The 20,362-nt window shown below is 49.1% G+C and carries 22 protein-coding genes; 15 read left to right on the top strand and 7 right to left on the bottom strand.

The window, feature by feature from the left end; translation table 11 throughout:
- Positions 1-264: 264 nt before the first annotated feature.
- Both alx and sstT read left to right on the top strand, forming a co-directional pair.
- Positions 265-1,230 carry a TerC family membrane protein Alx gene (alx, locus tag FTE26_RS01975; protein ID WP_001098806.1) on the top strand — a complete coding sequence of 322 codons (966 nt, stop codon included), beginning with the start codon at positions 265-267 and terminating at the stop codon, positions 1,228-1,230.
- Positions 1,231-1,628: 398 nt separating this feature from the next.
- Entirely contained in the window at positions 1,629-2,873 is a 1,245-nt protein-coding gene (gene sstT / locus FTE26_RS01970; RefSeq protein WP_000211663.1) for a serine/threonine transporter SstT, read from the top strand.
- Between the two features lie 4 nt (positions 2,874-2,877).
- On the opposite strand, the gene FTE26_RS01965 is transcribed toward sstT, so the two are convergent.
- The 3 genes from FTE26_RS01965 to uxaC all read right to left on the bottom strand — a co-directional run bounded on the left by FTE26_RS01965 (position 2,878) and on the right by uxaC (position 6,426).
- Positions 2,878-3,429, bottom strand: a complete 552-nt coding sequence (locus tag FTE26_RS01965; RefSeq protein WP_000128137.1) for a YgjV family protein — start codon at positions 3,427-3,429, stop codon at positions 2,878-2,880.
- Between the two features lie 82 nt (positions 3,430-3,511).
- Positions 3,512-4,999, bottom strand: a complete 1,488-nt coding sequence (uxaA, locus tag FTE26_RS01960) for an altronate dehydratase (protein ID WP_001199378.1) — start codon at positions 4,997-4,999, stop codon at positions 3,512-3,514.
- A 14-nt stretch (positions 5,000-5,013) separates the two neighbouring features.
- On the bottom strand, positions 5,014-6,426 hold the full coding sequence (uxaC, locus tag FTE26_RS01955) for a glucuronate isomerase (RefSeq protein ID WP_000187441.1): 1,413 nt from the start codon (positions 6,424-6,426) through the stop codon (positions 5,014-5,016).
- A 482-nt stretch (positions 6,427-6,908) separates the two neighbouring features.
- On the opposite strand from uxaC, the gene exuT reads away from it, so the two are divergent.
- Positions 6,909-8,207, top strand: coding sequence for a hexuronate transporter ExuT (gene exuT / locus FTE26_RS01950; RefSeq protein ID WP_001297161.1), 1,299 nt, complete (start codon positions 6,909-6,911; stop codon positions 8,205-8,207).
- Between the two features lie 87 nt (positions 8,208-8,294).
- Here exuT and FTE26_RS01945 read toward each other — a convergent pair whose 3' ends face one another.
- The 4 genes from FTE26_RS01945 to FTE26_RS01930 all read right to left on the bottom strand — a co-directional run bounded on the left by FTE26_RS01945 (position 8,295) and on the right by FTE26_RS01930 (position 13,402).
- Complete coding sequence (locus FTE26_RS01945; RefSeq protein ID WP_001245988.1) at positions 8,295-9,383, bottom strand: CfaE/CblD family pilus tip adhesin; 1,089 nt, start codon at positions 9,381-9,383, stop codon at positions 8,295-8,297.
- On the bottom strand, positions 9,380-12,064 hold the full coding sequence (locus tag FTE26_RS01940; RefSeq protein WP_000358666.1) for a TcfC E-set like domain-containing protein: 2,685 nt from the start codon (positions 12,062-12,064) through the stop codon (positions 9,380-9,382). The genes FTE26_RS01945 and FTE26_RS01940 overlap by 4 nt, the downstream gene beginning before the upstream one ends.
- A 91-nt stretch (positions 12,065-12,155) precedes the next feature.
- Positions 12,156-12,656 (bottom strand): CS1 type fimbrial major subunit, encoded by a 501-nt coding sequence (locus tag FTE26_RS01935; RefSeq protein ID WP_000755097.1) that lies wholly within the window; start codon positions 12,654-12,656, stop codon positions 12,156-12,158.
- Positions 12,657-12,685: 29 nt separating this feature from the next.
- Positions 12,686-13,402 (bottom strand): fimbria/pilus periplasmic chaperone, encoded by a 717-nt coding sequence (locus FTE26_RS01930; RefSeq protein ID WP_000225866.1) that lies wholly within the window; start codon positions 13,400-13,402, stop codon positions 12,686-12,688.
- Positions 13,403-13,697: 295 nt separating this feature from the next.
- Here FTE26_RS01930 and exuR point away from each other — a divergent pair, with 295 nt between their 5' ends.
- The 12 genes from exuR (at position 13,698) to FTE26_RS01870 (ending at position 20,312) form a co-directional block, all read left to right on the top strand.
- Positions 13,698-14,474, top strand: coding sequence for a transcriptional regulator ExuR (gene exuR / locus FTE26_RS01925; protein ID WP_000406488.1), 777 nt, complete (start codon positions 13,698-13,700; stop codon positions 14,472-14,474).
- Positions 14,475-14,713: 239 nt separating this feature from the next.
- Complete coding sequence (gene yqiM, locus FTE26_RS01920; protein WP_211180508.1) at positions 14,714-14,797, top strand: protein YqiM; 84 nt, start codon at positions 14,714-14,716, stop codon at positions 14,795-14,797.
- A gap of 21 nt (positions 14,798-14,818) precedes the next feature.
- Complete coding sequence (gene yqjA / locus FTE26_RS01915) at positions 14,819-15,481, top strand: DedA family general envelope maintenance protein YqjA (protein WP_000422149.1); 663 nt, start codon at positions 14,819-14,821, stop codon at positions 15,479-15,481.
- A 3-nt stretch (positions 15,482-15,484) separates the two neighbouring features.
- Positions 15,485-15,868, top strand: coding sequence for an EnvZ/OmpR regulon moderator MzrA (gene mzrA / locus FTE26_RS01910; RefSeq protein ID WP_001166768.1), 384 nt, complete (start codon positions 15,485-15,487; stop codon positions 15,866-15,868).
- Between the two features lie 146 nt (positions 15,869-16,014).
- Positions 16,015-16,383, top strand: a complete 369-nt coding sequence (yqjC, locus tag FTE26_RS01905) for a DUF1090 family protein YqjC (RefSeq protein WP_001297156.1) — start codon at positions 16,015-16,017, stop codon at positions 16,381-16,383.
- Positions 16,384-16,420: 37 nt separating this feature from the next.
- Positions 16,421-16,726 (top strand): DUF883 family protein, encoded by a 306-nt coding sequence (locus tag FTE26_RS01900; RefSeq protein WP_000031415.1) that lies wholly within the window; start codon positions 16,421-16,423, stop codon positions 16,724-16,726.
- 2 nt (positions 16,727-16,728) lie between these two features.
- Positions 16,729-17,133, top strand: coding sequence for a phage holin family protein (locus tag FTE26_RS01895; protein ID WP_000785722.1), 405 nt, complete (start codon positions 16,729-16,731; stop codon positions 17,131-17,133).
- Positions 17,123-17,422 carry a YqjK-like family protein gene (locus FTE26_RS01890; protein WP_000096086.1) on the top strand — a complete coding sequence of 100 codons (300 nt, stop codon included), beginning with the start codon at positions 17,123-17,125 and terminating at the stop codon, positions 17,420-17,422. The genes FTE26_RS01895 and FTE26_RS01890 overlap by 11 nt, the downstream gene beginning before the upstream one ends.
- Before the next feature lie 185 nt (positions 17,423-17,607).
- Positions 17,608-18,000 carry a DoxX family protein gene (locus tag FTE26_RS01885; RefSeq protein WP_000732233.1) on the top strand — a complete coding sequence of 131 codons (393 nt, stop codon included), beginning with the start codon at positions 17,608-17,610 and terminating at the stop codon, positions 17,998-18,000.
- 69 nt (positions 18,001-18,069) lie between these two features.
- A complete protein-coding gene (yqjG, locus tag FTE26_RS01880) occupies positions 18,070-19,056 on the top strand; it encodes a glutathionyl-hydroquinone reductase YqjG (RefSeq protein ID WP_000531201.1) in 987 nt (328 codons plus the stop codon).
- Between the two features lie 292 nt (positions 19,057-19,348).
- Positions 19,349-19,714 carry a DUF805 domain-containing protein gene (locus tag FTE26_RS01875; protein ID WP_000384145.1) on the top strand — a complete coding sequence of 122 codons (366 nt, stop codon included), beginning with the start codon at positions 19,349-19,351 and terminating at the stop codon, positions 19,712-19,714.
- Positions 19,715-19,955: 241 nt separating this feature from the next.
- Complete coding sequence (locus FTE26_RS01870; protein WP_001198780.1) at positions 19,956-20,312, top strand: DUF805 domain-containing protein; 357 nt, start codon at positions 19,956-19,958, stop codon at positions 20,310-20,312.
- Positions 20,313-20,362: the final 50 nt, after the last annotated feature.

Below are 20,362 nucleotides of genomic sequence, written 5' to 3'. Positions count from 1 at the left end.
GTAAAAGGTATGTAACAGACCATTGACTGGCTGAATGGTCTGTCATACTTTGTTACCTGCAAAGGGGAGTAACTTCATTGCCGGTCGATCGTCATTACGATGTGTGAAAAACCACATCCGGTCACCGGGCAACCCGAAAGGAATACGCAGACGTATTCCTTTTTTGTTGTAAGTGAGACCTTGCCGGAAGGCGAGGTCTATGCATAAAAAGCAGCGGCTGACGTCTTCCGACGTTGGCCGTTTTTTTATGTGTAAGGAACTTCTATGAATACTGTCGGCACGCCGTTGCTATGGGGCGGATTCGCTGTTGTTGTCGCCATTATGCTGGCTATCGACCTGTTGTTGCAGGGGCGTCGTGGGGCACATGCCATGACCATGAAACAGGCTGCGGCCTGGTCGCTGGTCTGGGTGACGCTGTCGTTACTGTTTAACGCCGCTTTCTGGTGGTATCTGGTGCAAACCGAAGGTCGCGCCGTTGCCGATCCACAGGCACTGGCCTTTCTCACAGGTTATCTGATTGAGAAATCGCTGGCGGTCGATAACGTCTTTGTCTGGCTGATGTTGTTCAGCTATTTCTCTGTTCCGGCGGCATTACAACGCCGCGTGCTGGTGTATGGCGTGCTCGGGGCGATTGTTCTGCGTACCATCATGATCTTCACTGGCAGCTGGCTAATTTCGCAGTTCGACTGGATCCTGTATATCTTCGGTGCCTTCCTGCTGTTTACCGGCGTGAAGATGGCGCTCGCCCATGAAGATGAATCAGGCATTGGCGACAAGCCGCTGGTGCGCTGGCTACGCGGTCATTTGCGCATGACCGACACCATCGACAACGAGCATTTCTTTGTGCGTAAGAATGGATTGCTGTACGCCACACCGCTGATGCTGGTACTGATTCTGGTGGAATTGAGCGACGTGATTTTCGCCGTGGATAGCATTCCGGCTATCTTCGCCGTGACCACTGACCCGTTCATTGTGCTGACCTCAAACCTGTTTGCGATCCTCGGCCTGCGTGCGATGTATTTCCTGCTGGCGGGCGTAGCAGAGCGTTTCTCGATGCTCAAATATGGCCTGGCGGTGATTCTGGTGTTTATCGGTATCAAGATGCTGATTGTCGACTTCTACCATATTCCAATCGCCGTCTCGCTGGGCGTGGTGTTTGGCATTCTGGTGATGACGTTTATTATCAACGCCTGGGTGAATTATCGGCATGATAAGCAGCGGGGTGGATAATTTTTAATCTGCCTAAGCCGTGTACCCTGTCATTAACATGAGCACCGTTTTCTCCCTCTCCCTTCCAGGGAGAGGGTCGGGGTGAGGGTAATTTTTCGCACCGATGCTGGCCTGTTCCCCTCACCCTAACCCTCTCCCCAAACGGGGCGAGGGGACTGACCGAGTCCTTTTTTGATGTTGTCATCAGTCTGGAAGCCGCACGTTGGCTTTATTTTTATGTCAAATAAATGTAACTATTAAGTTGCAAAATATGACCTCTCTTTAAAATCCAGCATTTTTCGCTTCCCGAAGCTGTAACTTTCCTTATACTCGACCTTGCAAACACTTTGTTACATCCTGAAAGATGCGTCGACAGAACGCACCAGGGATGTGCGACAACACAATGAAAGGATCGAAAAATGACTACGCAACGTTCACCGGGGCTATTCCGGCGTCTGGCTCATGGCAGCCTGGTAAAACAAATCCTGGTCGGCCTTGTTCTGGGGATTCTTCTGGCATGGATCTCAAAACCCGCGGCGGAAGCTGTTGGTCTGTTAGGTACTTTGTTCGTCGGCGCACTGAAAGCCGTTGCCCCCATCCTGGTGTTGATGCTGGTGATGGCATCTATTGCTAACCACCAGCACGGGCAGAAAACCAATATCCGCCCTATTTTGTTCCTCTATCTGCTGGGTACCTTCTCTGCTGCTCTGGCCGCAGTAGTCTTCAGCTTTGCCTTCCCTTCTACCCTGCATTTATCCAGTAGCGCGGTTGATATTTCGCCGCCGTCAGGCATTGTCGAAGTGATGCGCGGGCTGGTAATGAGCATGGTTTCCAACCCCATCGACGCGCTGCTGAAAGGTAACTACATCGGGATCCTGGTGTGGGCAATTGGCCTCGGTTTCGCACTGCGTCACGGTAACGAGACCACCAAAAACCTGGTCAACGATATGTCGAATGCCGTCACCTTTATGGTGAAACTGGTCATTCGCTTCGCACCGATTGGTATTTTTGGTCTGGTTTCTTCTACCCTGGCAACCACCGGTTTCTCCACACTGTGGGGCTACGCGCAACTGCTGGTCGTGCTGGTTGGCTGTATGTTACTGGTGGCGCTGGTGGTTAACCCATTGCTGGTGTGGTGGAAAATTCGTCGTAACCCGTTCCCGCTGGTGCTGCTGTGCCTGCGCGAAAGCGGCGTGTATGCCTTCTTCACCCGCAGCTCTGCGGCGAACATTCCGGTGAATATGGCACTGTGTGAAAAGCTGAATCTGGATCGCGATACCTATTCCGTTTCTATTCCGCTGGGTGCCACCATCAATATGGCGGGCGCAGCAATCACCATTACCGTGTTGACGCTGGCTGCGGTTAATACGCTGGGTATCCCGGTCGATCTGCCCACGGCGCTGCTGTTGAGCGTGGTGGCTTCTCTGTGTGCCTGTGGCGCATCCGGCGTGGCGGGGGGTTCTCTGCTGCTGATCCCGCTGGCCTGTAATATGTTCGGTATTTCGAACGATATCGCCATGCAGGTGGTTGCCGTCGGCTTTATCATCGGCGTATTGCAGGACTCTTGCGAAACCGCGCTGAACTCTTCAACTGACGTGCTGTTCACTGCGGCAGCTTGCCAGGCGGAAGACGATCGTCTGGCAAATAGCGCCCTGCGTAATTAATTGTTTAACCCCTTTCGTCTACGGCGGGAGGGGTTTTCTCTACTTTAAACGGATCAATTCCCCTTTTCTGCATCCGCCAGAAACGAATGATATTCAAGCCATTCATAAGCAGAAAACTACCCTCAATCATTGTGCCGCCTATCGACCCCGCCCAGAAGTTGTGAATCACCCAGCAACACGTTGAAAACCACATCACGCAGCGCATGGTGAGCCCTTTACAGCGGAACAGCGCCCAGGTACTGACAATCGTACCGATAACCGGCAATAGTTCGACAGGATGATGGAACTTCGCGAGGCCAATTCCGCCAGTCAGCACAATAAAAATCGCCATTACCCATAAGCTGCGCGTGCGTAAGGTAATCAATGTACGAATGGCATTAAGGATGGCACTGGCACCAGCGGGATAGGTGCCCAGAAGAAAAAAATGTACGCCAATAACGGCGCTATAGACCGAAAGCTGCTTTTTGAAGCGACGTTCGTCACGATTGAAAAATGTTGTGATACCAATCAGAAAGGCGATGACACCCACGCCCTGGGCCAGCCAATACGCGGTCATGATAAATCCTTATCAGGTATGGAAAAGCAAACGGCGCTTCACATTATGAAACGCCGTTTTTTATTAACAACTCATTTCGACTTTATAGCGTTACGCCGCTTTTGAAGATCGCCAGTTCGCGGAAGTCGTTACGCTCGTTGCAGGTTTGTTTACCGTTGGCAAACTCAACGATGGTGTCGATAAATTCTTCCAGCAACTGCGGCATCACTTTACCGTGGATCAGCTGACCCGCGTCAAAGTCGATCCAGTGTTTTTTCTTCGCCGCCAGTTCACTGTTGGTAGCGATTTTCACCGTCGGTACAAAGCCGCCGTATGGCGTGCCACGACCAGTACTGAACAGCACCATATGGCAGCCCGCACCCGCCAGGGCGCTGGTCGCTACGGCATCGTTACCCGGCGCACTTAACAAGTTCAGCCCCGGCGTTTTCAGACGCTCGCCGTAACGCAGCACGTCAACCACGACGCTGGAACCCGCTTTCTGGGTACAGCCAAGGGATTTATCTTCCAGCGTGGTGATACCGCCCGCTTTGTTCCCCGGCGATGGGTTTTCATAGATCGGCTGGTCATGGGCAATAAAGTACTGTTTGAAGTCGTTGACCATGGTCACCAGTTTTTCAAACGTTGCTTCGTCGCGGCAATGGTCCATCAGCAACTGCTCTGCGCCAAACATCTCCGGCACTTCGGTCAGTACGGTAGTACCGCCGTTAGCAATCACGTAGTCAGAGAAACGCCCCAGCATCGGGTTAGCAGTAATACCAGAAAGACCGTCAGAACCACCGCACTCCAGACCAAACTTCAGTTCGCTGAGTTTGCCTGGCTCGCGTTTATCGTTGCGCATCACGTTATACAGCTGATGCAAATGCTCGATCCCGGCTTCGATCTCATCATCCTGCTGTTGGCAGATCATGAAATGAACGCGTTCAGGATCGATATCGCCCAACGTTTCACGGAATGCGGCAACCTGGTTGTTTTCACAGCCCAGACCAATCACCAGCACTGCGCCCGCGTTCGGGTGGCGCACCATGTTTTGCAGCATGGTGCGGGTGTTGATGTGATCGTCGCCCAGTTGTGAGCAGCCGTAGGTGTGGCTGAAGAGGAACACGCCGTCGGTACCTTCGGCGTTGTTGGTCTCTTTCAGGAAACGGTTCTGGATTTGCCGCGCGATGCCGTTGACACAGCCCACGGTTGGCAGGATCCACAGCTCATTACGCACCCCGACATCGCCGTTAGCGCGACGATAGATCTGCACTTCACGATCTGCCGCTTGCGCAGGCAGATCCTGAAAATCAGGTTGATAGCGATACTGATCCAGATCGCTCAGATTCGTGCGCGTATTGTGGGCGTGGACGTGTTCCCCCGCCGCAATATCCGCCAATGCATAACCAATCGGCAGGCCATATTTGATGACGTTGGCCCCTTTTGCGATATCCGTTAACGCAAATTTATGTCCACGAGCAACATCCTGGCGCAGCGTAACAGTCTGGTTATCGACACTGACTTCTGTGCCTTCAGCCAAATCTGCTAAAGCGACCGCGACGTTATCCAGCGCATGGATCTTGATGTATTGCATATCAACCCCAGACCTTAGTTCAGTTCAATGGCGAAGTAGTCACGCGCATTGTTAAAGCAAATATTTTTCACCATCTCGCCCAGCAGGTTGATGTCCGCCGGTGCTTCGCCCGCTTCCACCCAGCGACCGATCATCTGGCACAGAATGCGGCGGAAGTATTCGTGACGGGTGTATGACAGGAAGCTACGGCTGTCAGTCAGCATACCGACAAAGCGGCTCAGCAGACCGAGCTGCGCCAGTTGGGTCATCTGACGTTCCATACCGTCTTTCTGATCGTTAAACCACCAGCCGGAACCGAACTGCATTTTGCCCGGCATACCTTCGCCCTGGAAGTTACCGATCATGGTGCCCAGCACTTCGTTATCGCGCGGGTTCAGGCAGTAGAGAATGGTTTTCGGCAGCAGGTTTTCTTCGTTCTGCTTGCTCAGCAGCTTAGACAACTCTTCCGCCATCGGACGGTCGTTGATGGAGTCAAAGCCTACATCCGGCCCCAGCAGTTTGAACTGACGCAGGTTGTTATTACGCAGCGCGCCAATGTGGTACTGCTGTACCCAGCCGCGACGTGCATATTCGGCACCAAGGAACACCAGTACCGCAGTTTTGAACTGTGCCACTTCGTGCTCGCTCAGGGGTTCGCCAGCCAGACGGCGCGCCAGAATGCTGTCCAGTTCCGCTTCGTTCGCTTCAGCAAACATCACCACGTCCAGCGCATGGTCAGACACTTTACAGCCGTGAGCGGCGAAGTGATCCAGACGTTTGGTCAAGGCAGTTTGCAGGTCAGCAAAGCGGCGAATGTCGGTATCGGAAACTTCGCCCAGCTTCGCCATGTAGTCGTTAAAGGTCGCCTGTTCAATGTTAAAGGCTTTGTCCGGACGCCAGCTCGGCAGCACTTTGATGGTGAAAGAGCCGTCTTTGGCGATCTCTGCGTGATGCTCCAGAGAATCGATCGGGTCATCGGTGGTGCCGACCATTTTCACGTTCATCTGCTGCATGATGCCGCGCGCGGAGAAGTTATCCTGCGCCAGCAGTTCGTTACATTCGTTCCAGATTTCATCGGCAGTTGACGGAGAAAGCAATTTGCCAGTGATACCGAACGGACGACGCAGTTCGAGGTGCGTCCAGTGGTATAACGGGTTGCCGATAGTGTGCGGAACAGTCGCCGCCCAGGCGTCAAATTTTTCACGGTCAGACGCATCACCAGTACACAGACGCTCAGCCACACCGTTGGTACGCATAGCGCGCCATTTGTAGTGATCGCCTTTCAGCCAGATGTCATACAGGTTTTTAAAACGATAGTCTTCCGCAATCTGCTGCGGCGGCAAATGGCAATGGTAATCGAAAATCGGCTGGTCTTTTGCGTAGTCGTGATACAGACGGCGGGCAAATTCGGTATCTAACAGGAAATCTTCAGTCATAAACGGAGTCATTTTCGTCTTCCTCTCAACGAGTGAGCTAGCTTGCTTATGGTGCGATGCTGACAAAGTTATCACACCAATTTCCAGAGTCCGAAGATATTTTCGTGAGTTAGATCAATAAACGTAGTTAAAAAAATTACTCTCAAAGTGGTAAATCTCTCTGCAGGCCGCGCCAGTACTGGCCTCGCTGTCGTCAGGTAATGTCCCTACAAATATTCGCACATTTGTGATGGCTCTCACCTTTTAAAGTTGTATGACAAGTTATCTTTCTGCCGTCGCAAATCATAAGTCGACGGAATGCAAATTGCCGATTCATTCATTTGTTAGATGAATCGGGTTAACCGGTACGGAAGCCGAATTAGCACGAAACTTTCATGGCAACGTTCGGGGCGTGCCGGTTTTTTTTCGGTTACCCGGTCGTAACTAACATCTTCAGCCTCTGGCGGGATGATGGCCGCGCTTCCTGCGGATATAACAAAACGATGAGGTTTTACATGCGTAAAATTAAAGGGTTACGTTGGTATATGATCGCACTGGTGACGCTTGGCACCGTGCTTGGTTACCTGACGCGTAACACTGTGGCGGCAGCTGCGCCAACTCTGATGGAAGAGTTAAACATCTCCACCCAACAGTATTCCTATATCATCGCAGCCTATTCTGCTGCTTATACGGTCATGCAACCGGTAGCGGGCTATGTACTGGATGTGCTGGGTACGAAAATCGGTTATGCAATGTTTGCTGTGCTGTGGGCCGTGTTCTGTGGTGCAACCGCGCTGGCTGGTAGCTGGGGTGGCCTGGCGATTGCTCGTGGTGCAGTCGGTGCCGCGGAAGCAGCGATGATCCCGGCGGGTCTGAAAGCCAGCTCCGAATGGTTCCCGGCGAAAGAGCGTTCCATCGCGGTAGGTTACTTTAACGTAGGTTCTTCGATTGGTGCGATGATTGCGCCGCCGCTGGTGGTATGGGCAATCGTAATGCACAGCTGGCAGATGGCATTTATCATCTCCGGTGCATTGAGCTTTATCTGGGCGATGGCATGGCTGATTTTCTATAAACATCCGCGCGACCAGAAGCATCTGACCGATGAAGAACGCGACTATATTATTAATGGTCAGGAAGCCCAGCACCAGGTGAGCACGGCGAAGAAAATGTCCGTTGGTCAGATCCTGCGTAACCGTCAGTTCTGGGGTATCGCACTGCCGCGTTTCCTGGCAGAACCGGCCTGGGGTACTTTTAACGCGTGGATCCCGCTGTTCATGTTTAAAGTTTACGGCTTTAACCTGAAAGAGATCGCGATGTTCGCCTGGATGCCGATGCTGTTTGCTGACCTCGGTTGTATCCTCGGTGGTTACCTGCCGCCGCTGTTCCAGCGTTGGTTTGGTGTGAACCTGATCGTTTCCCGTAAGATGGTCGTAACGCTGGGTGCTGTGCTGATGATTGGCCCGGGTATGATCGGTCTGTTCACCAACCCGTATGTCGCAATTATGCTGCTGTGTATCGGTGGTTTTGCCCACCAGGCACTGTCTGGCGCGCTGATTACGCTCTCTTCTGACGTGTTCGGTCGTAACGAAGTGGCGACGGCGAACGGTTTAACCGGGATGTCCGCATGGCTGGCAAGTACGCTGTTTGCGCTGGTTGTCGGTGCACTGGCTGACACCATCGGCTTCAGCCCGCTGTTCGCAGTTCTGGCAGTATTTGACCTGTTAGGTGCGCTGGTTATCTGGACCGTGTTGCAGAACAAACCGGCGATTGAGGTGGCGCAGGAAACACATAACAATCCCGCACCGCAACATTAACGTTTAACTTAAGTTGTAATGACGAAGCCGCTTTATCAGACGGCTTCGTCGTTTATATAGAAAAAAGCGTTTGTCCGCTTTGCAGGGTTAATTGATGGTTGGCAAGGAAGGCGTAAAGATTACTGACAATTTGCCCATGTAGTACCCGGCCTGTTTATCCATCACGCTGAATTTATCGACTGCCAGAGTCAAGGGTGTCGGCACACACATCACGGCATAGCGAATACCGGGCAGTACCACCGGACGCACACGTTTCAGGTTAATGCTGTTCCAGACCATATTTTCATTATTGCGCACATCAATTTGCCCACCGGTTTCCGGGTTGTACATTTTGACCCGGTAATCAATGCGTTCTCCCTCGTCGGTGGTGGTCCCTCCCTGACGATAGATAGAGAAGTAACCGTCTCTGCGCCCTGCAGCTGGTCGCCCTTCATCTTTGAGCATGATTTCATAACTGATGGCATTACCGTTAAAACCATCGTACAGGCACATGTCCAACATGGTCAGATCTTGCGCGTAGTTGCTGCCGTTAACGCTTCCTGTTGGATGCAAGTCTAACTGCACCCTTGGCGTGGCGTGGGCGAACTCCGGGAAGAACACGTCAATATGGTTGGGGTCGAGCGTATTCAGGGTAATATTTGCGAAATAGTCCTGGGCCGGGCTGTTCGAATGTAATTTAACTTTCCCCTTCCAGACGCCACCAATCGGCAAATTCTTCATCTCTGTCTGCTCAAGGTAGAGCGTAAGAAACTTTGTATCGTATATATAATAATGTTGACCATCTTCTGTACATGAAGATCTATTAGAATCCTTAAGATTCGTCTGAAGCCCTTTGCCCCCCTTGCATCCTGGCGGCGCTTCATCGCTACTTACAATGGCTGTTTTAAATCCTTTGAGTTTTACCGGCCAACGCATCCCACTGCGTTGTTCAGTTAAATAGATTTGTACTGTCGATATATTTCCATTAGCTGTACAGGTTTGTTGGAGGTCAGGATACGAACATTCATACCACATATATCCATTATTTCCTGCCGACGCTTCATCCTTCCAGAAGTAATAATCCGCTCTACCAGATGCCAAATCATACGTAATTTCACTGGTCACGTCAGGAGCTGCCTGAACGCCAGTGAGCGTGCCAAACAAGCCCAATATCGCCGCAATCAATCGATTTCTCATGGTGCAACCTCCCTTTGCGCCGTCTGAACGTTTCCACGTAATTTAGGCTGTTTCAACTGTGCCTGAACCTGAATCGACTCCGGTAATTGTGAATAAGTCACCACACTACAAGTAACATCTCCGCTGTAACGAATGCTGGCGCGTTTCTTTACAACACTTAGTGGACACTTAAGGAATTGCTGCCCGGAAAGCAGATAGAGCTCTTTTTCGCTGCCGTTAATTTCAAGTGTAAATCCGCCATCTTCAGCTACCAGTAACATGGCGCTGTTCAGCCCCACAATCGGGAATTTTTTCACCGCTGCCGGCAGTAATAAACGACCGATATAGTTGTAGTTAAAGCTGGCAGACACTTCGCGATAGCGCAGCTTGCCAGGCAACAACATTAATTCACGATTCCCTGCACCGTTAATGATGTTTGTTGTCCCCTGCTGATTGCCCTGGCTACTGTCGTTAACCTCAACAAAACCAGACTGAAATCCAGGATAAGGGAACAACACACTGTCACTTTGACCAAGCTGCAAAGTTCGGCTGCCTGCCACCCGCGCTTCGAGTTGCAGATCCTGACTCTCTTCATCCTGTTCAGAGAAGCCTTTCACATCCACCAGTACCGCACCCAGCAAATCGTCTGTACCACTGGCTCCCAAATTAACGCCATAGCGACTGACAGCCAGCGTAGAGCTATAAGTGCCCGTAAAGGCCGAAAGATGATCATGATTCTTACGGTCATAACTATCAGATACGGTAGCGTAGACATTTCCGTATTGCCCATCCCAACGCCCGTTAACCGCGCTGTTTATGGTATCGGTGTTCAGGCCTCCGACGGTTACGCCAAGTTCTTTATGGCTGAATGAATCGTTATAAAAGGTATGCGATAACTGCCATGACGTTTGATCGCCATCCTGTTCGCTATAACGATAATCCGTAGACACATTGGTTGAATGGCTGTTGTTATTGCTATCCATCGCTGGCGTGTCAGATAACGAAAACGATAAGTACAAGCCGTTGTCGTCGTTATCGCCACCGTTGTCATTACGATGGAAAACACCGACTGACGTACTCAAAATCCAGTCACGCATCACAAAAGCGCGGGAAGCGCTAAGTTGTACAGTTTCAGAGATACTTTGCGCTGTTGTCTGGCGAAGATAGTTATTTTCAAAGCTCTGCTGTTTATCCCAACGCAAACTATCATCAGTGTTATTTTGTGTGCGGGTATAACCCAGCATCATATTCCAGCCGACAAAATTCTGTGAAACCGTCGCGGAAATACTTTCATAACAGCTTAAGGCGTTATAGCTCTCTCTGCTGTCGGTTGTACAAGCATCGCCGTCAGAGTTGGTCCGATAAAAGCCCAACGTCGGCCATCCCGGATTACTCCAGTTGGCCTGTTGCATATCACCTTTGCCGCCGTCATCGTTACGGAACACGCTGGCGCTGATTGCAAGATTCCCCACCCCGCCTAAATCTGCCGTCCAGTTATTACCTAACTCGAAAGCACTCACATCATCGGCATTCGCCAGCCCTGCGTAGAGCTCATATTGCGGATGTAATGGCAGGCGTACTCCTAGCTGATAAGCTGAACTTTCATCATCAGAAACCTGTGATGTAGTTTTACCTGCCTGTAAGAACCATTGCGCATTTCCGTCAGTCAGACCGCCGGTTTTGGTAAACGGCACAAGCTCGGTGCGGGTGAGTTGGTTATTTTCGTAGACTTTTAATGCCACGCTGTAGCTGCCAGGCGGAAAGGAACTGGTATCAATAAATTGCGAACCACTATTGAGATAAAATGATCCCAAAAGTTGCTCATTACGATAAGCGTCAACACGAGAATTGCGCGAAAGCAGAACCATTACTGGGGTTCCTTGCTGGCTTTGCGCCTGGTTTAAATAGCTCAGTGTCGACCCGATACGCATCCCATCAATTGCACCGAGTGGCAGAAAGTTAAAGGTAAAGTTCCCGCCTTGTGCATTAAATAGTGTGCGGTTGTCCATGCGACCCGCCTGCACATAATAACGACGTAAAAAATCATAACGATAATAGAGATCGCTGACGTCAGCATTACTGTCACTGACATCATCTGCATCATAACCGTTGAAATTCCAGTGTGCACCAATATAACTATTTTCTGTTATTCCCAGCGCACCGTTTCCCTGAATAGACAACGATTGGTAATCATCCTGTGCCAGAACATTGATGTCTTGCTGATGTATAAAAGCATTAACAGTATTTTTGTCTGGATTTAAATATAATGACTTCGCATCGAAAGCTGAATTCCATTGCGGATTAATAAACAACGTTGCCGAACTTTCTTCATCATTATAGATTATTTCCAGCGTATCGGTATTCAGAAAACCACACCCTGAGTCAGTACGTACATAACCGCAAGCCAATTCACCGTGGCGAGCTAGCGGCTGCGATAATTTTTCTTTCACTATATGCGCGATTTTCTGATCGTCTACATCCAGTTCCAGCTTGTTATATAGACTTGCTGGATCAAGAAATGTTACGGTATCAAGATTAACCATTGCATAATATTTACCGAGACTTTTCCCTGAAAAATAAACCTCGATATACTCCTGCTGTCCCTGAGCAATAACCTCAAACCCTGCGGGAATTTTGGTTAATGTCGCCTCTGCCGGGCTGAGACTCGCCAGGATCAAAAGAGCCAGTAATTTTTTATCCATGGCAATCCTGAAATCCATAACAAATACTAAAACAGTTAAAATAAGGGAGGGCTACCCCTCCCTTTGTTACGTGTTAATTCTGTTATCTGGATTAGATATCCTGAGACAGATAAATGCTTACTACACCACGGTAGATGCCTGTCTCCAGAACACCTTTGGTGGTTTGAGCAAACATCAGGTTTTTAGCCAGAGAACCGTTAGTTAACGCATCGGAAGCAAAGATTTTGGTTGCGGTAAAAGTGGTTGCCGCATCAGCTTTAATTTCTTCACCGCCCCAGGTTACTGTCAGCGGAACAATCTTGCTAGCATCCAGGCTTTGAACCAGTTGCGCCGGGGAAACTAACTGCATTTTTACATCTTTGGTAACGTCGTTAGACCAGATTTTGGTCATCAACTGGTAAGATTGCAGACCCTGCCCCGGCAGATATTGCATTTCTACTGCTTTCGGCAACGCGGTGTTATCGGTCTGTGTCATATCCAGAGCGGCATCAACGTTGGCCGTTACAGTAATATCCTTTTGTACTGCCAATGCGGAGCCTGCAACAGAAAACATCGCTGCGACCAGAAGAGATTTTGCAAATACCTTTTTCATTACTATTCCTTCGTTTATTACAATGATAATTAATGGACCGCCAGTTCAAACTCGCCATTATCTTTGGTGATCCAGTTATTATATTTGACAACGATTTTGTCGTAGCCAGATATGCTTTCAAGATTTCTTTCCTGACCAGGGAAGATGTTTTTATTTACGGTCTGTATCTTACAATTTTCTTTGCTATTATTTTTACAATAAGCGATCGTTAAAATCTTTAAGCGTTGATTCCCTGCATTAACTAATTTTTGGGCAGCATTTACTTCTAACTTAGCAATAGGTTGCTGAGGTGGAACACTAACAACAATCCCCCAAATTAAGTTAACTGTTAACTGCATAGAGAGATCTTTTTTATCTGTGGCAACGTCATCAATACTGGGAACCGCTTCAAATTTAACGCGATAATTTTTCTCTTTTTGCTCTGGTTCCATCGCAACAAAACGTACGGTTTTGCTACTACCGGCTGGTAAAGCGAATTTAGGTGGCATAACAACCAGATGATTTGCATCACCGGATTTAATCTCAACTTCATTTTCCTGAGGCGTCGATGGATTATCGATACGGAATACTGTCGCCTTGATGTACTGAACTTCATTACTTTTAGATATTACGCGAACGTTGCCTTCACCCTGACTATTAATGGAAACAGCCATAGGATAAACAGTCATATTTGACTGTGCCAAAAAAGGAGCGAACACGAATAAAAGCGGCGTAAGCCGTGATAAGAGATTAATTTTCGCCACCATATAAATTTGATCTTACAATATTGTTTCCAAAAAGTTGGTGTATTAGAGATGTAGATTTATTGTAAGTCAATATAAAAAAGCATTTTTAGTTAATATTAAATTTAAAGGCTGGGAATTAACTTACTGAAATTTAGTAGCTTTCACAATGACGATACTTATTTTTTAGGAATTTATAAATATTCACAATATTAATTCAATACATTAATTCAATCACCAAATTTATATATGACCAATGGCATACCCATGAATAAAGTGGTATGATAACTTCGTCCGCATTCCACTCCGGGAGACGCATATGGAAATCACTGAACCACGCCGTTTGTATCAACAACTTGCCGCTGACCTGAAAGAGCGCATCGAACAGGGCGTCTATCTGGTAGGTGATAAACTGCCTGCAGAACGCTTTATTGCCGATGAAAAGAACGTCAGCCGTACGGTAGTTCGTGAAGCCATCATCATGCTGGAAGTTGAAGGCTATGTCGAAGTGCGTAAAGGTTCAGGTATTCATGTGGTTTCCAACCAGCCGCGCCATCAGCAGGCAGCTGACAATAATATGGAATTCGCCAATTACGGTCCGTTTGAGTTGCTTCAGGCTCGCCAGCTCATCGAAAGTAATATTGCCGAATTCGCGGCAACTCAGGTAACGAAACAGGACATCATGAAACTGATGGCCATTCAGGAACAGGCGCGCGGCGAACAATGCTTCCGTGATTCCGAGTGGGATTTACAGTTCCACATTCAGGTAGCCCTGGCGACGCAGAACTCCGCCCTGGCGGCCATCGTTGAAAAAATGTGGACACAACGTAGCCATAACCCGTACTGGAAAAAACTGCACGAACACATTGATTCCCGTACCGTCGATAACTGGTGTGATGACCACGATCAAATCCTCAAGGCGCTGATTCGCAAAGATCCTCATGCTGCTAAGCTGGCAATGTGGCAGCACCTGGAAAACACCAAGATCATGTTATTCAACGAAACCAGCGACGACTTCGAGTTCAATGCCGACCGCTATCTATTCGCCGAAAACCCGGTGGTGCATCTCGATACGGCCACCAGTGGCAGTAAATGAAATACCTGTCCGACAGGCGCTGCGACGCGCCTGTTTGTCTCGTCGGTAAGCGAAAAGTATAAAGTGTCAGCCTGTGTAAATCCTCTCGCCACCCTCCCCTGCATTCAGCAAAATCAGACTCCACGGACATGTAATTTTGATAACGAACAACGTTGACCTTTGTTACAATTAGATTCAATTTGAATTTATGTTTTTGAATGCTTTCTTATCTCACGATTTAACAGGGAATAGTTCAGGCTGTGTTGATGTATCAAACCCGCAGAACATACCAAAACAGCAATAACATTGCGGTAGTGCATCTTTTAAAACCAGCGTGGCGTTAACCGATTCACTAGGAATAATGAATGGAACTTTTGACCCAATTGCTGCAAGCCCTGTGGGCGCAGGATTTTGAAACCCTGGCCAATCCATCGATGATTGGCATGTTGTATTTTGTCTTGTTTGTAATTTTGTTCCTTGAAAACGGCTTGCTTCCAGCGGCCTTTTTACCGGGCGACAGTTTACTGGTATTGGTCGGCGTGTTGATTGCGAAAGGCGCGATGGGTTACCCGCAAACGATTCTGCTGCTGACCGTTGCCGCCAGCCTCGGCTGCTGGGTCAGCTATATTCAGGGGCGATGGCTGGGCAATACCCGCACCGTACAAAACTGGCTATCTCATTTACCCGCGCATTATCATCAACGCGCACACCATCTTTTTCATAAACACGGTTTATCGGCGCTGTTAATTGGTCGCTTTATTGCGTTTGTCAGAACACTGCTGCCGACGATTGCCGGGTTATCAGGGCTGAATAACGCGCGCTTTCAGTTTTTCAACTGGATGAGCGGTCTGCTGTGGGTATTGATCCTGACAACTCTGGGTTACATGCTCGGCAAAACGCCGGTATTTTTAAAGTACGAGGACCAGCTGATGTCATGCCTGATGCTGCTCCCGGTGGTGCTGCTGGTGTTTGGCCTGGCAGGTTCTCTGGTCGTGTTATGGAAAAAGAAATATGGAAATCGGGGGTAAGGGATGCAAATACCTCGCATGTCGCTTCGCCAGCTAGCCTGGTCCGGCACTGTTTTACTTCTGGTCGGCACGCTGTTGCTGGCCTGGTCCGCGGTTCGCCAGCAAGAGTCTACGCTGGCGATTCGTGCCGTTCATCAAGGCACAACGATGCCAGACGGTTTTTCGATCTGGCATCACCTTGACGCTCATGGCATTCCTTTCAAAAGTATCACCCCCAAAAACGACACTCTGTTAATTACATTTGACTCCAGCGACCAGAGCGCCGCCGCAAAAGCGGTCCTCGACAGAACATTGCCCCATGGCTACATCATTGCGCAGCAGGACAATAACAGTCAGGCTATGCAGTGGCTGACCCGGTTACGGGATAACTCTCATCGCTTCGGATAACTTCCTGTTATCCGAAACATATCACTCACTTTGGTGATTTCACCGTAACTGTCTATGATTAATGAGGCGGTGGTTAACACTACCGCTTCGTTGTCTGGACAATCGTTCCTTTGTAATAGGTCCGAATCACAATGGAAGGTTCAAGAATGAAATACCGCATCGCTTTAGCTGTTTCTCTCTTTGCTCTTAGTGCCGGTAGTTATGCCACTACCCTGTGTCAGGAAAAGGAGCAAAATATCCTTAAGGAGATCAGCTATGCCGAAAAACACCAAAACCAGAATCGTATTGACGGTCTGAATAAAGCCCTGAGTGAAGTCCGGGCCAACTGTTCAGATAGCCAGCTGCGTGCCGATCATCACAAGAAAATCGCAAAGCAGAAAGATGAGGTGGCGGAACGCCAGCAAGATTTAGCCGAGGCGAAGCAAAAAGGCGATGCCGATAAGATTGCCAAACGCGAACGGAAACTGGCAGAAGCGCAGGAAGAGCTGAAAAAGCTGGAAGCGCGCGACTACTAACTCACAATAGTCACTACTTACTCACCTGGAGAAAACTATGTCGAAAGAACACACTACGGAACATCTGCGTGCTGAGTTGAAATCCCTTTCCGATACGCTGGAAGAGGTGCTTAGCTCATCTGGCGAGAAGTCGAAAGAAGAGTTGAGTAAGATTCGTAGCAAAGCGGAGCAGGCACTGAAACAGAGCCGTTATCGCCTGGGTGAAACCGGTGATGCCATCGCCAAACAAACCCGTGTCGCGGCGGCGCGTGCTGATGAGTATGTGCGTGAAAATCCGTGGACCGGCGTGGGAATTGGCGCTGCAATCGGTGTAGTGCTCGGCGTTCTGCTGTCGCGTCGTTAATTATGGCGGACACTCATCACGCGCAAGGGCCCGGTAAAAGCGTTCTGGGCATCGGGCAGCGAATTGTTTCCATCATGGTTGAAATGGTGGAAACACGTCTGCGGCTGGCGGTGGTGGAGCTGGAAGAGGAAAAAGCTAATCTCTTTCAACTTTTACTGATGCTGGGCCTGACGATGCTTTTCGCTGCATTTGGTCTTATGAGCCTGATGGTGCTAATTATTTGGGCGGTTGATCCGCAATATCGCCTGAATGCGATGATTGCCACCACCGTGGTGTTGCTGCTACTGGCACTGATTGGCGGTATCTGGACGTTACGTAAATCGCGTAAATCCACCTTGCTGCGCCATACACGCCATGAGCTGGCAAACGATCGGCAACTGCTCGAGGAGGAGTCCCGTGAGCAGTAAAGTCGAACGTGAACGACGTAAGGCGCAACTGCTTAGCCAGATCCAGCAACAACGGCTGGATCTTTCCGCCAGTCGTCGTGAATGGCTGGAGGCAACAGGCGCTTACGATCGTCGCTGGAATATGCTGCTAAGTCTGCGCTCCTGGGCGCTGGTTGGCAGTAGCGTGATGGCGATCTGGACGATTCGCCATCCTAATATGCTGGTCCGCTGGGCCAGACGCGGTTTTGGCGTATGGAGCGCCTGGCGTCTGGTTAAAACGACCCTCAAGCAGCAACAGCTTCGCGGTTAACTTCCCTCTGGCCGGAGCAATTCCGGCCTTATCCCTCAAATTTTTTGAAGATTTTTGACAGTTTTCCTTGCTAACAATCATCATTCACCACGTTTATGATTCTCTCCATCGACAGCAACGACGCTAATACCGCGCCCTTGCACAAAAAAACAATCAGCAGCCTGAGTGGCGCAGTGGAGAGTATGATGAAAAAATTAGAAGATGTTGGTGTACTGGTAGCGCGCATTTTAATGCCGATTCTGTTTATTACCGCAGGCTGGGGAAAAATCACCGCTTACTCTGGTACCCAACAATATATGGAAGCAATGGGTGTCCCGGGTTTTATGCTGCCGCTGGTGATTCTGCTTGAGTTCGGTGGTGGTCTGGCAATCCTGTTCGGTTTCCTGACTCGCACCACAGCCCTGTTTACTGCGGGCTTTACGCTGCTGACGGCATTTTTATTTCACAGCAACTTTGCTGAAGGCGTCAACTCGCTGATGTTCATGAAAAACCTGACAATTTCTGGCGGATTCCTGCTGCTGGCAATTACCGGTCCGGGCGCGTATAGCATCGACCGCCTGCTGAATAAAAAGTGGTAAGCACGCGCTATACTTAACGATAAAAAACGAGGAGGAAGCTCCTCGTTTTTGCTATTGGAGGAGAGAAAAATGGGTCAACTGATTGACGGCGTCTGGCATGACACCTGGTACGATACCAAATCTACCGGCGGTAAATTTCAACGTTCAGCTTCCGCATTTCGTAACTGGCTCACTGCCGATGGCGCACCTGGCCCCACTGGCACAGGCGGTTTTATCGCAGAGAAAGATCGTTATCATCTCTATGTTTCACTCGCCTGCCCGTGGGCGCACCGCACGCTGATCATGCGCAAACTCAAAGGACTGGAACCGTTTATTTCCGTTTCCGTAGTGAACCCGCTGATGCTGGAAAACGGCTGGACCTTTGATGACAGTTTTCCGGGAGCAACCGGAGATACGCTCTATCAACATGAATTTCTGTATCAGCTTTATCTCCACGCCGATCCACACTACAGCGGACGAGTTACTGTTCCCGTGCTGTGGGACAAAAAGAACCACACCATCGTCAGCAACGAATCAGCAGAAATCATCCGCATGTTCAATACCGCGTTTGATGCGCTGGGCGCAAAAGCGGGTGATTACTACCCACCAGCCCTGCAAACGAAAATTGACGAACTTAACGGCTGGATTTATGACACCGTTAACAACGGCGTGTATAAAGCTGGTTTTGCCACCAGCCAGCAAGCCTACGACGAGGCGGTGGCGAAAGTGTTTGAATCGCTGGCGCGACTGGAGCAGATTTTAGGCCAGCATCGTTACCTGACCGGCAACCAGCTAACCGAAGCCGATATTCGCCTGTGGACCACGCTGGTCCGTTTTGATCCAGTGTATGTGACCCACTTCAAGTGTGATAAGCACCGCATCAGCGATTACCTTAATCTGTATGGCTTCCTGCGTGATATCTACCAGATGCCGGGAATTGCCGAAACAGTCAATTTCGATCACATCCGTAATCATTACTTCCGCAGCCATAAGACCATCAACCCTACGGGGATTATTTCAATTGGTCCATGGCAGGATCTCGATGAACCGCATGGACGAGATGTTCGCTTCGGTTAAAAAAAGGCACCTTACGAGGTGCCTCTGATAATTAGCTAAGTGCATGTTGTTCATGTCGGATGCGGCGTGAACGCCTTATCAAACCTACAAAACATTTATATTCAATATGTTGCAATGACCGCGCAGGCCAGATAAGCGTAGCGCATCTGGCGATTTTGCGCTTGTCATCAGTCTTAGCGCGCCTTCACAGCACTTTATTAATTCCTTGAACGAATATTTACTGCCATTTCATTCACGTCTATTCTTAATTTGCTGCTTTAAAAACAAGTGATTGAGCAAAATTGAGGCAAAAATGGACTGGTATCTGAAAGTACTAAAAAATTATGTCGGTTTCCGGGGTCGTGCGCGGCGCAAAGAGTACTGGATGTTTATTCTGGTCAACATCATCTTTACGTTCGTGCTGGGGCTGCTGGATAAAATGTTAGGCTGGCAACGCGCTGGTGGCGAAGGCATCCTGACGACAATCTACGGTATTCTGGTGTTTTTACCGTGGTGGGCAGTTCAGTTCCGCCGCCTGCACGACACCGACCGCTCGGCGTGGTGGGCACTGTTGTTCTTAATCCCGTTTATCGGCTGGCTTATTATCATCGTCTTTAACTGCCAGGCGGGTACGCCAGGCGAAAACCGCTTTGGACCAGATCCGAAACTGGAACCTTAAAACAAATCTGCTCGCCGGATGTCTGACTCATCCGGCTTTTATCATCATGTTGATGAATGAATAATTTACTAATGTTTATTTAAAATATTTCAATGTCGTTATATAAATTACCTATAAAAAACAACCATGTATTTATCTTAAATATCAAAACCTTTATAACATCCGAAAAAGAAAGATACGAATAGCATTTACACAATACCCGGAATAGACTTTCGTCACTTTTAATTAAAGGGATGTTTTTATGCAGTGGTATTTAGCCGTATTAAAAAATTATGTTGGTTTCTCTGGTCGCGCACGTCGTAAAGAGTACTGGATGTTTACTCTGATTAACGCCATCGTCGGCGCTATTATCAATGTCATTCAATTGATTTTAGGTTTAGAGTTTCCATTCCTTTCTCTCATTTACCTGGCAGCAACAATCATTCCGGTCATTGCTCTGTGTGTTCGTCGTCTGCACGATACTGACCGTTCAGGTGCGTGGGCGCTTCTCTATCTGGTACCGATCATTGGCTGGTTAGTTCTGTTTGTATTTGCCTGTTTAGAAGGCAATTCTGGCAGCAATCGTTACGGAAACGATCCTAAGTTTGGTTCAAATTAATCTTAGAATTGGGGCGACATTTCGCCCCTTTTTATTAATAATAACAAATA

Origin of the sequence: Escherichia sp. S10b (genome assembly GCF_028421345.1) — a bacterium.
Classification (GTDB): Bacteria; Pseudomonadota; Gammaproteobacteria; order Enterobacterales; family Enterobacteriaceae; genus ECMA0423.
This window is presented reverse-complemented; position numbering and strand designations above follow the sequence as displayed.

Coding starts and splice junctions, on each gene's coding strand:
- alx (WP_001098806.1), top strand. CDS start 265: ATGAATACTGTCGGCACGCCGTTGCTATGGGGCGGATTCGCTGTTGTT.
- sstT (WP_000211663.1), top strand. CDS start 1,629: ATGACTACGCAACGTTCACCGGGGCTATTCCGGCGTCTGGCTCATGGC.
- FTE26_RS01965 (WP_000128137.1), bottom strand. CDS start 3,429: ATGACCGCGTATTGGCTGGCCCAGGGCGTGGGTGTCATCGCCTTTCTG.
- uxaA (WP_001199378.1), bottom strand. CDS start 4,999: ATGCAATACATCAAGATCCATGCGCTGGATAACGTCGCGGTCGCTTTA.
- uxaC (WP_000187441.1), bottom strand. CDS start 6,426: ATGACTCCGTTTATGACTGAAGATTTCCTGTTAGATACCGAATTTGCC.
- exuT (WP_001297161.1), top strand. CDS start 6,909: ATGCGTAAAATTAAAGGGTTACGTTGGTATATGATCGCACTGGTGACG.
- FTE26_RS01945 (WP_001245988.1), bottom strand. CDS start 9,383: ATGAGAAATCGATTGATTGCGGCGATATTGGGCTTGTTTGGCACGCTC.
- FTE26_RS01940 (WP_000358666.1), bottom strand. CDS start 12,064: ATGGATAAAAAATTACTGGCTCTTTTGATCCTGGCGAGTCTCAGCCCG.
- FTE26_RS01935 (WP_000755097.1), bottom strand. CDS start 12,656: ATGAAAAAGGTATTTGCAAAATCTCTTCTGGTCGCAGCGATGTTTTCT.
- FTE26_RS01930 (WP_000225866.1), bottom strand. CDS start 13,402: ATGGTGGCGAAAATTAATCTCTTATCACGGCTTACGCCGCTTTTATTC.
- exuR (WP_000406488.1), top strand. CDS start 13,698: ATGGAAATCACTGAACCACGCCGTTTGTATCAACAACTTGCCGCTGAC.
- yqjA (WP_000422149.1), top strand. CDS start 14,819: ATGGAACTTTTGACCCAATTGCTGCAAGCCCTGTGGGCGCAGGATTTT.
- mzrA (WP_001166768.1), top strand. CDS start 15,485: ATGCAAATACCTCGCATGTCGCTTCGCCAGCTAGCCTGGTCCGGCACT.
- yqjC (WP_001297156.1), top strand. CDS start 16,015: ATGAAATACCGCATCGCTTTAGCTGTTTCTCTCTTTGCTCTTAGTGCC.
- FTE26_RS01900 (WP_000031415.1), top strand. CDS start 16,421: ATGTCGAAAGAACACACTACGGAACATCTGCGTGCTGAGTTGAAATCC.
- FTE26_RS01895 (WP_000785722.1), top strand. CDS start 16,729: ATGGCGGACACTCATCACGCGCAAGGGCCCGGTAAAAGCGTTCTGGGC.
- FTE26_RS01885 (WP_000732233.1), top strand. CDS start 17,608: ATGAAAAAATTAGAAGATGTTGGTGTACTGGTAGCGCGCATTTTAATG.
- yqjG (WP_000531201.1), top strand. CDS start 18,070: ATGGGTCAACTGATTGACGGCGTCTGGCATGACACCTGGTACGATACC.
- FTE26_RS01875 (WP_000384145.1), top strand. CDS start 19,349: ATGGACTGGTATCTGAAAGTACTAAAAAATTATGTCGGTTTCCGGGGT.
- FTE26_RS01870 (WP_001198780.1), top strand. CDS start 19,956: ATGCAGTGGTATTTAGCCGTATTAAAAAATTATGTTGGTTTCTCTGGT.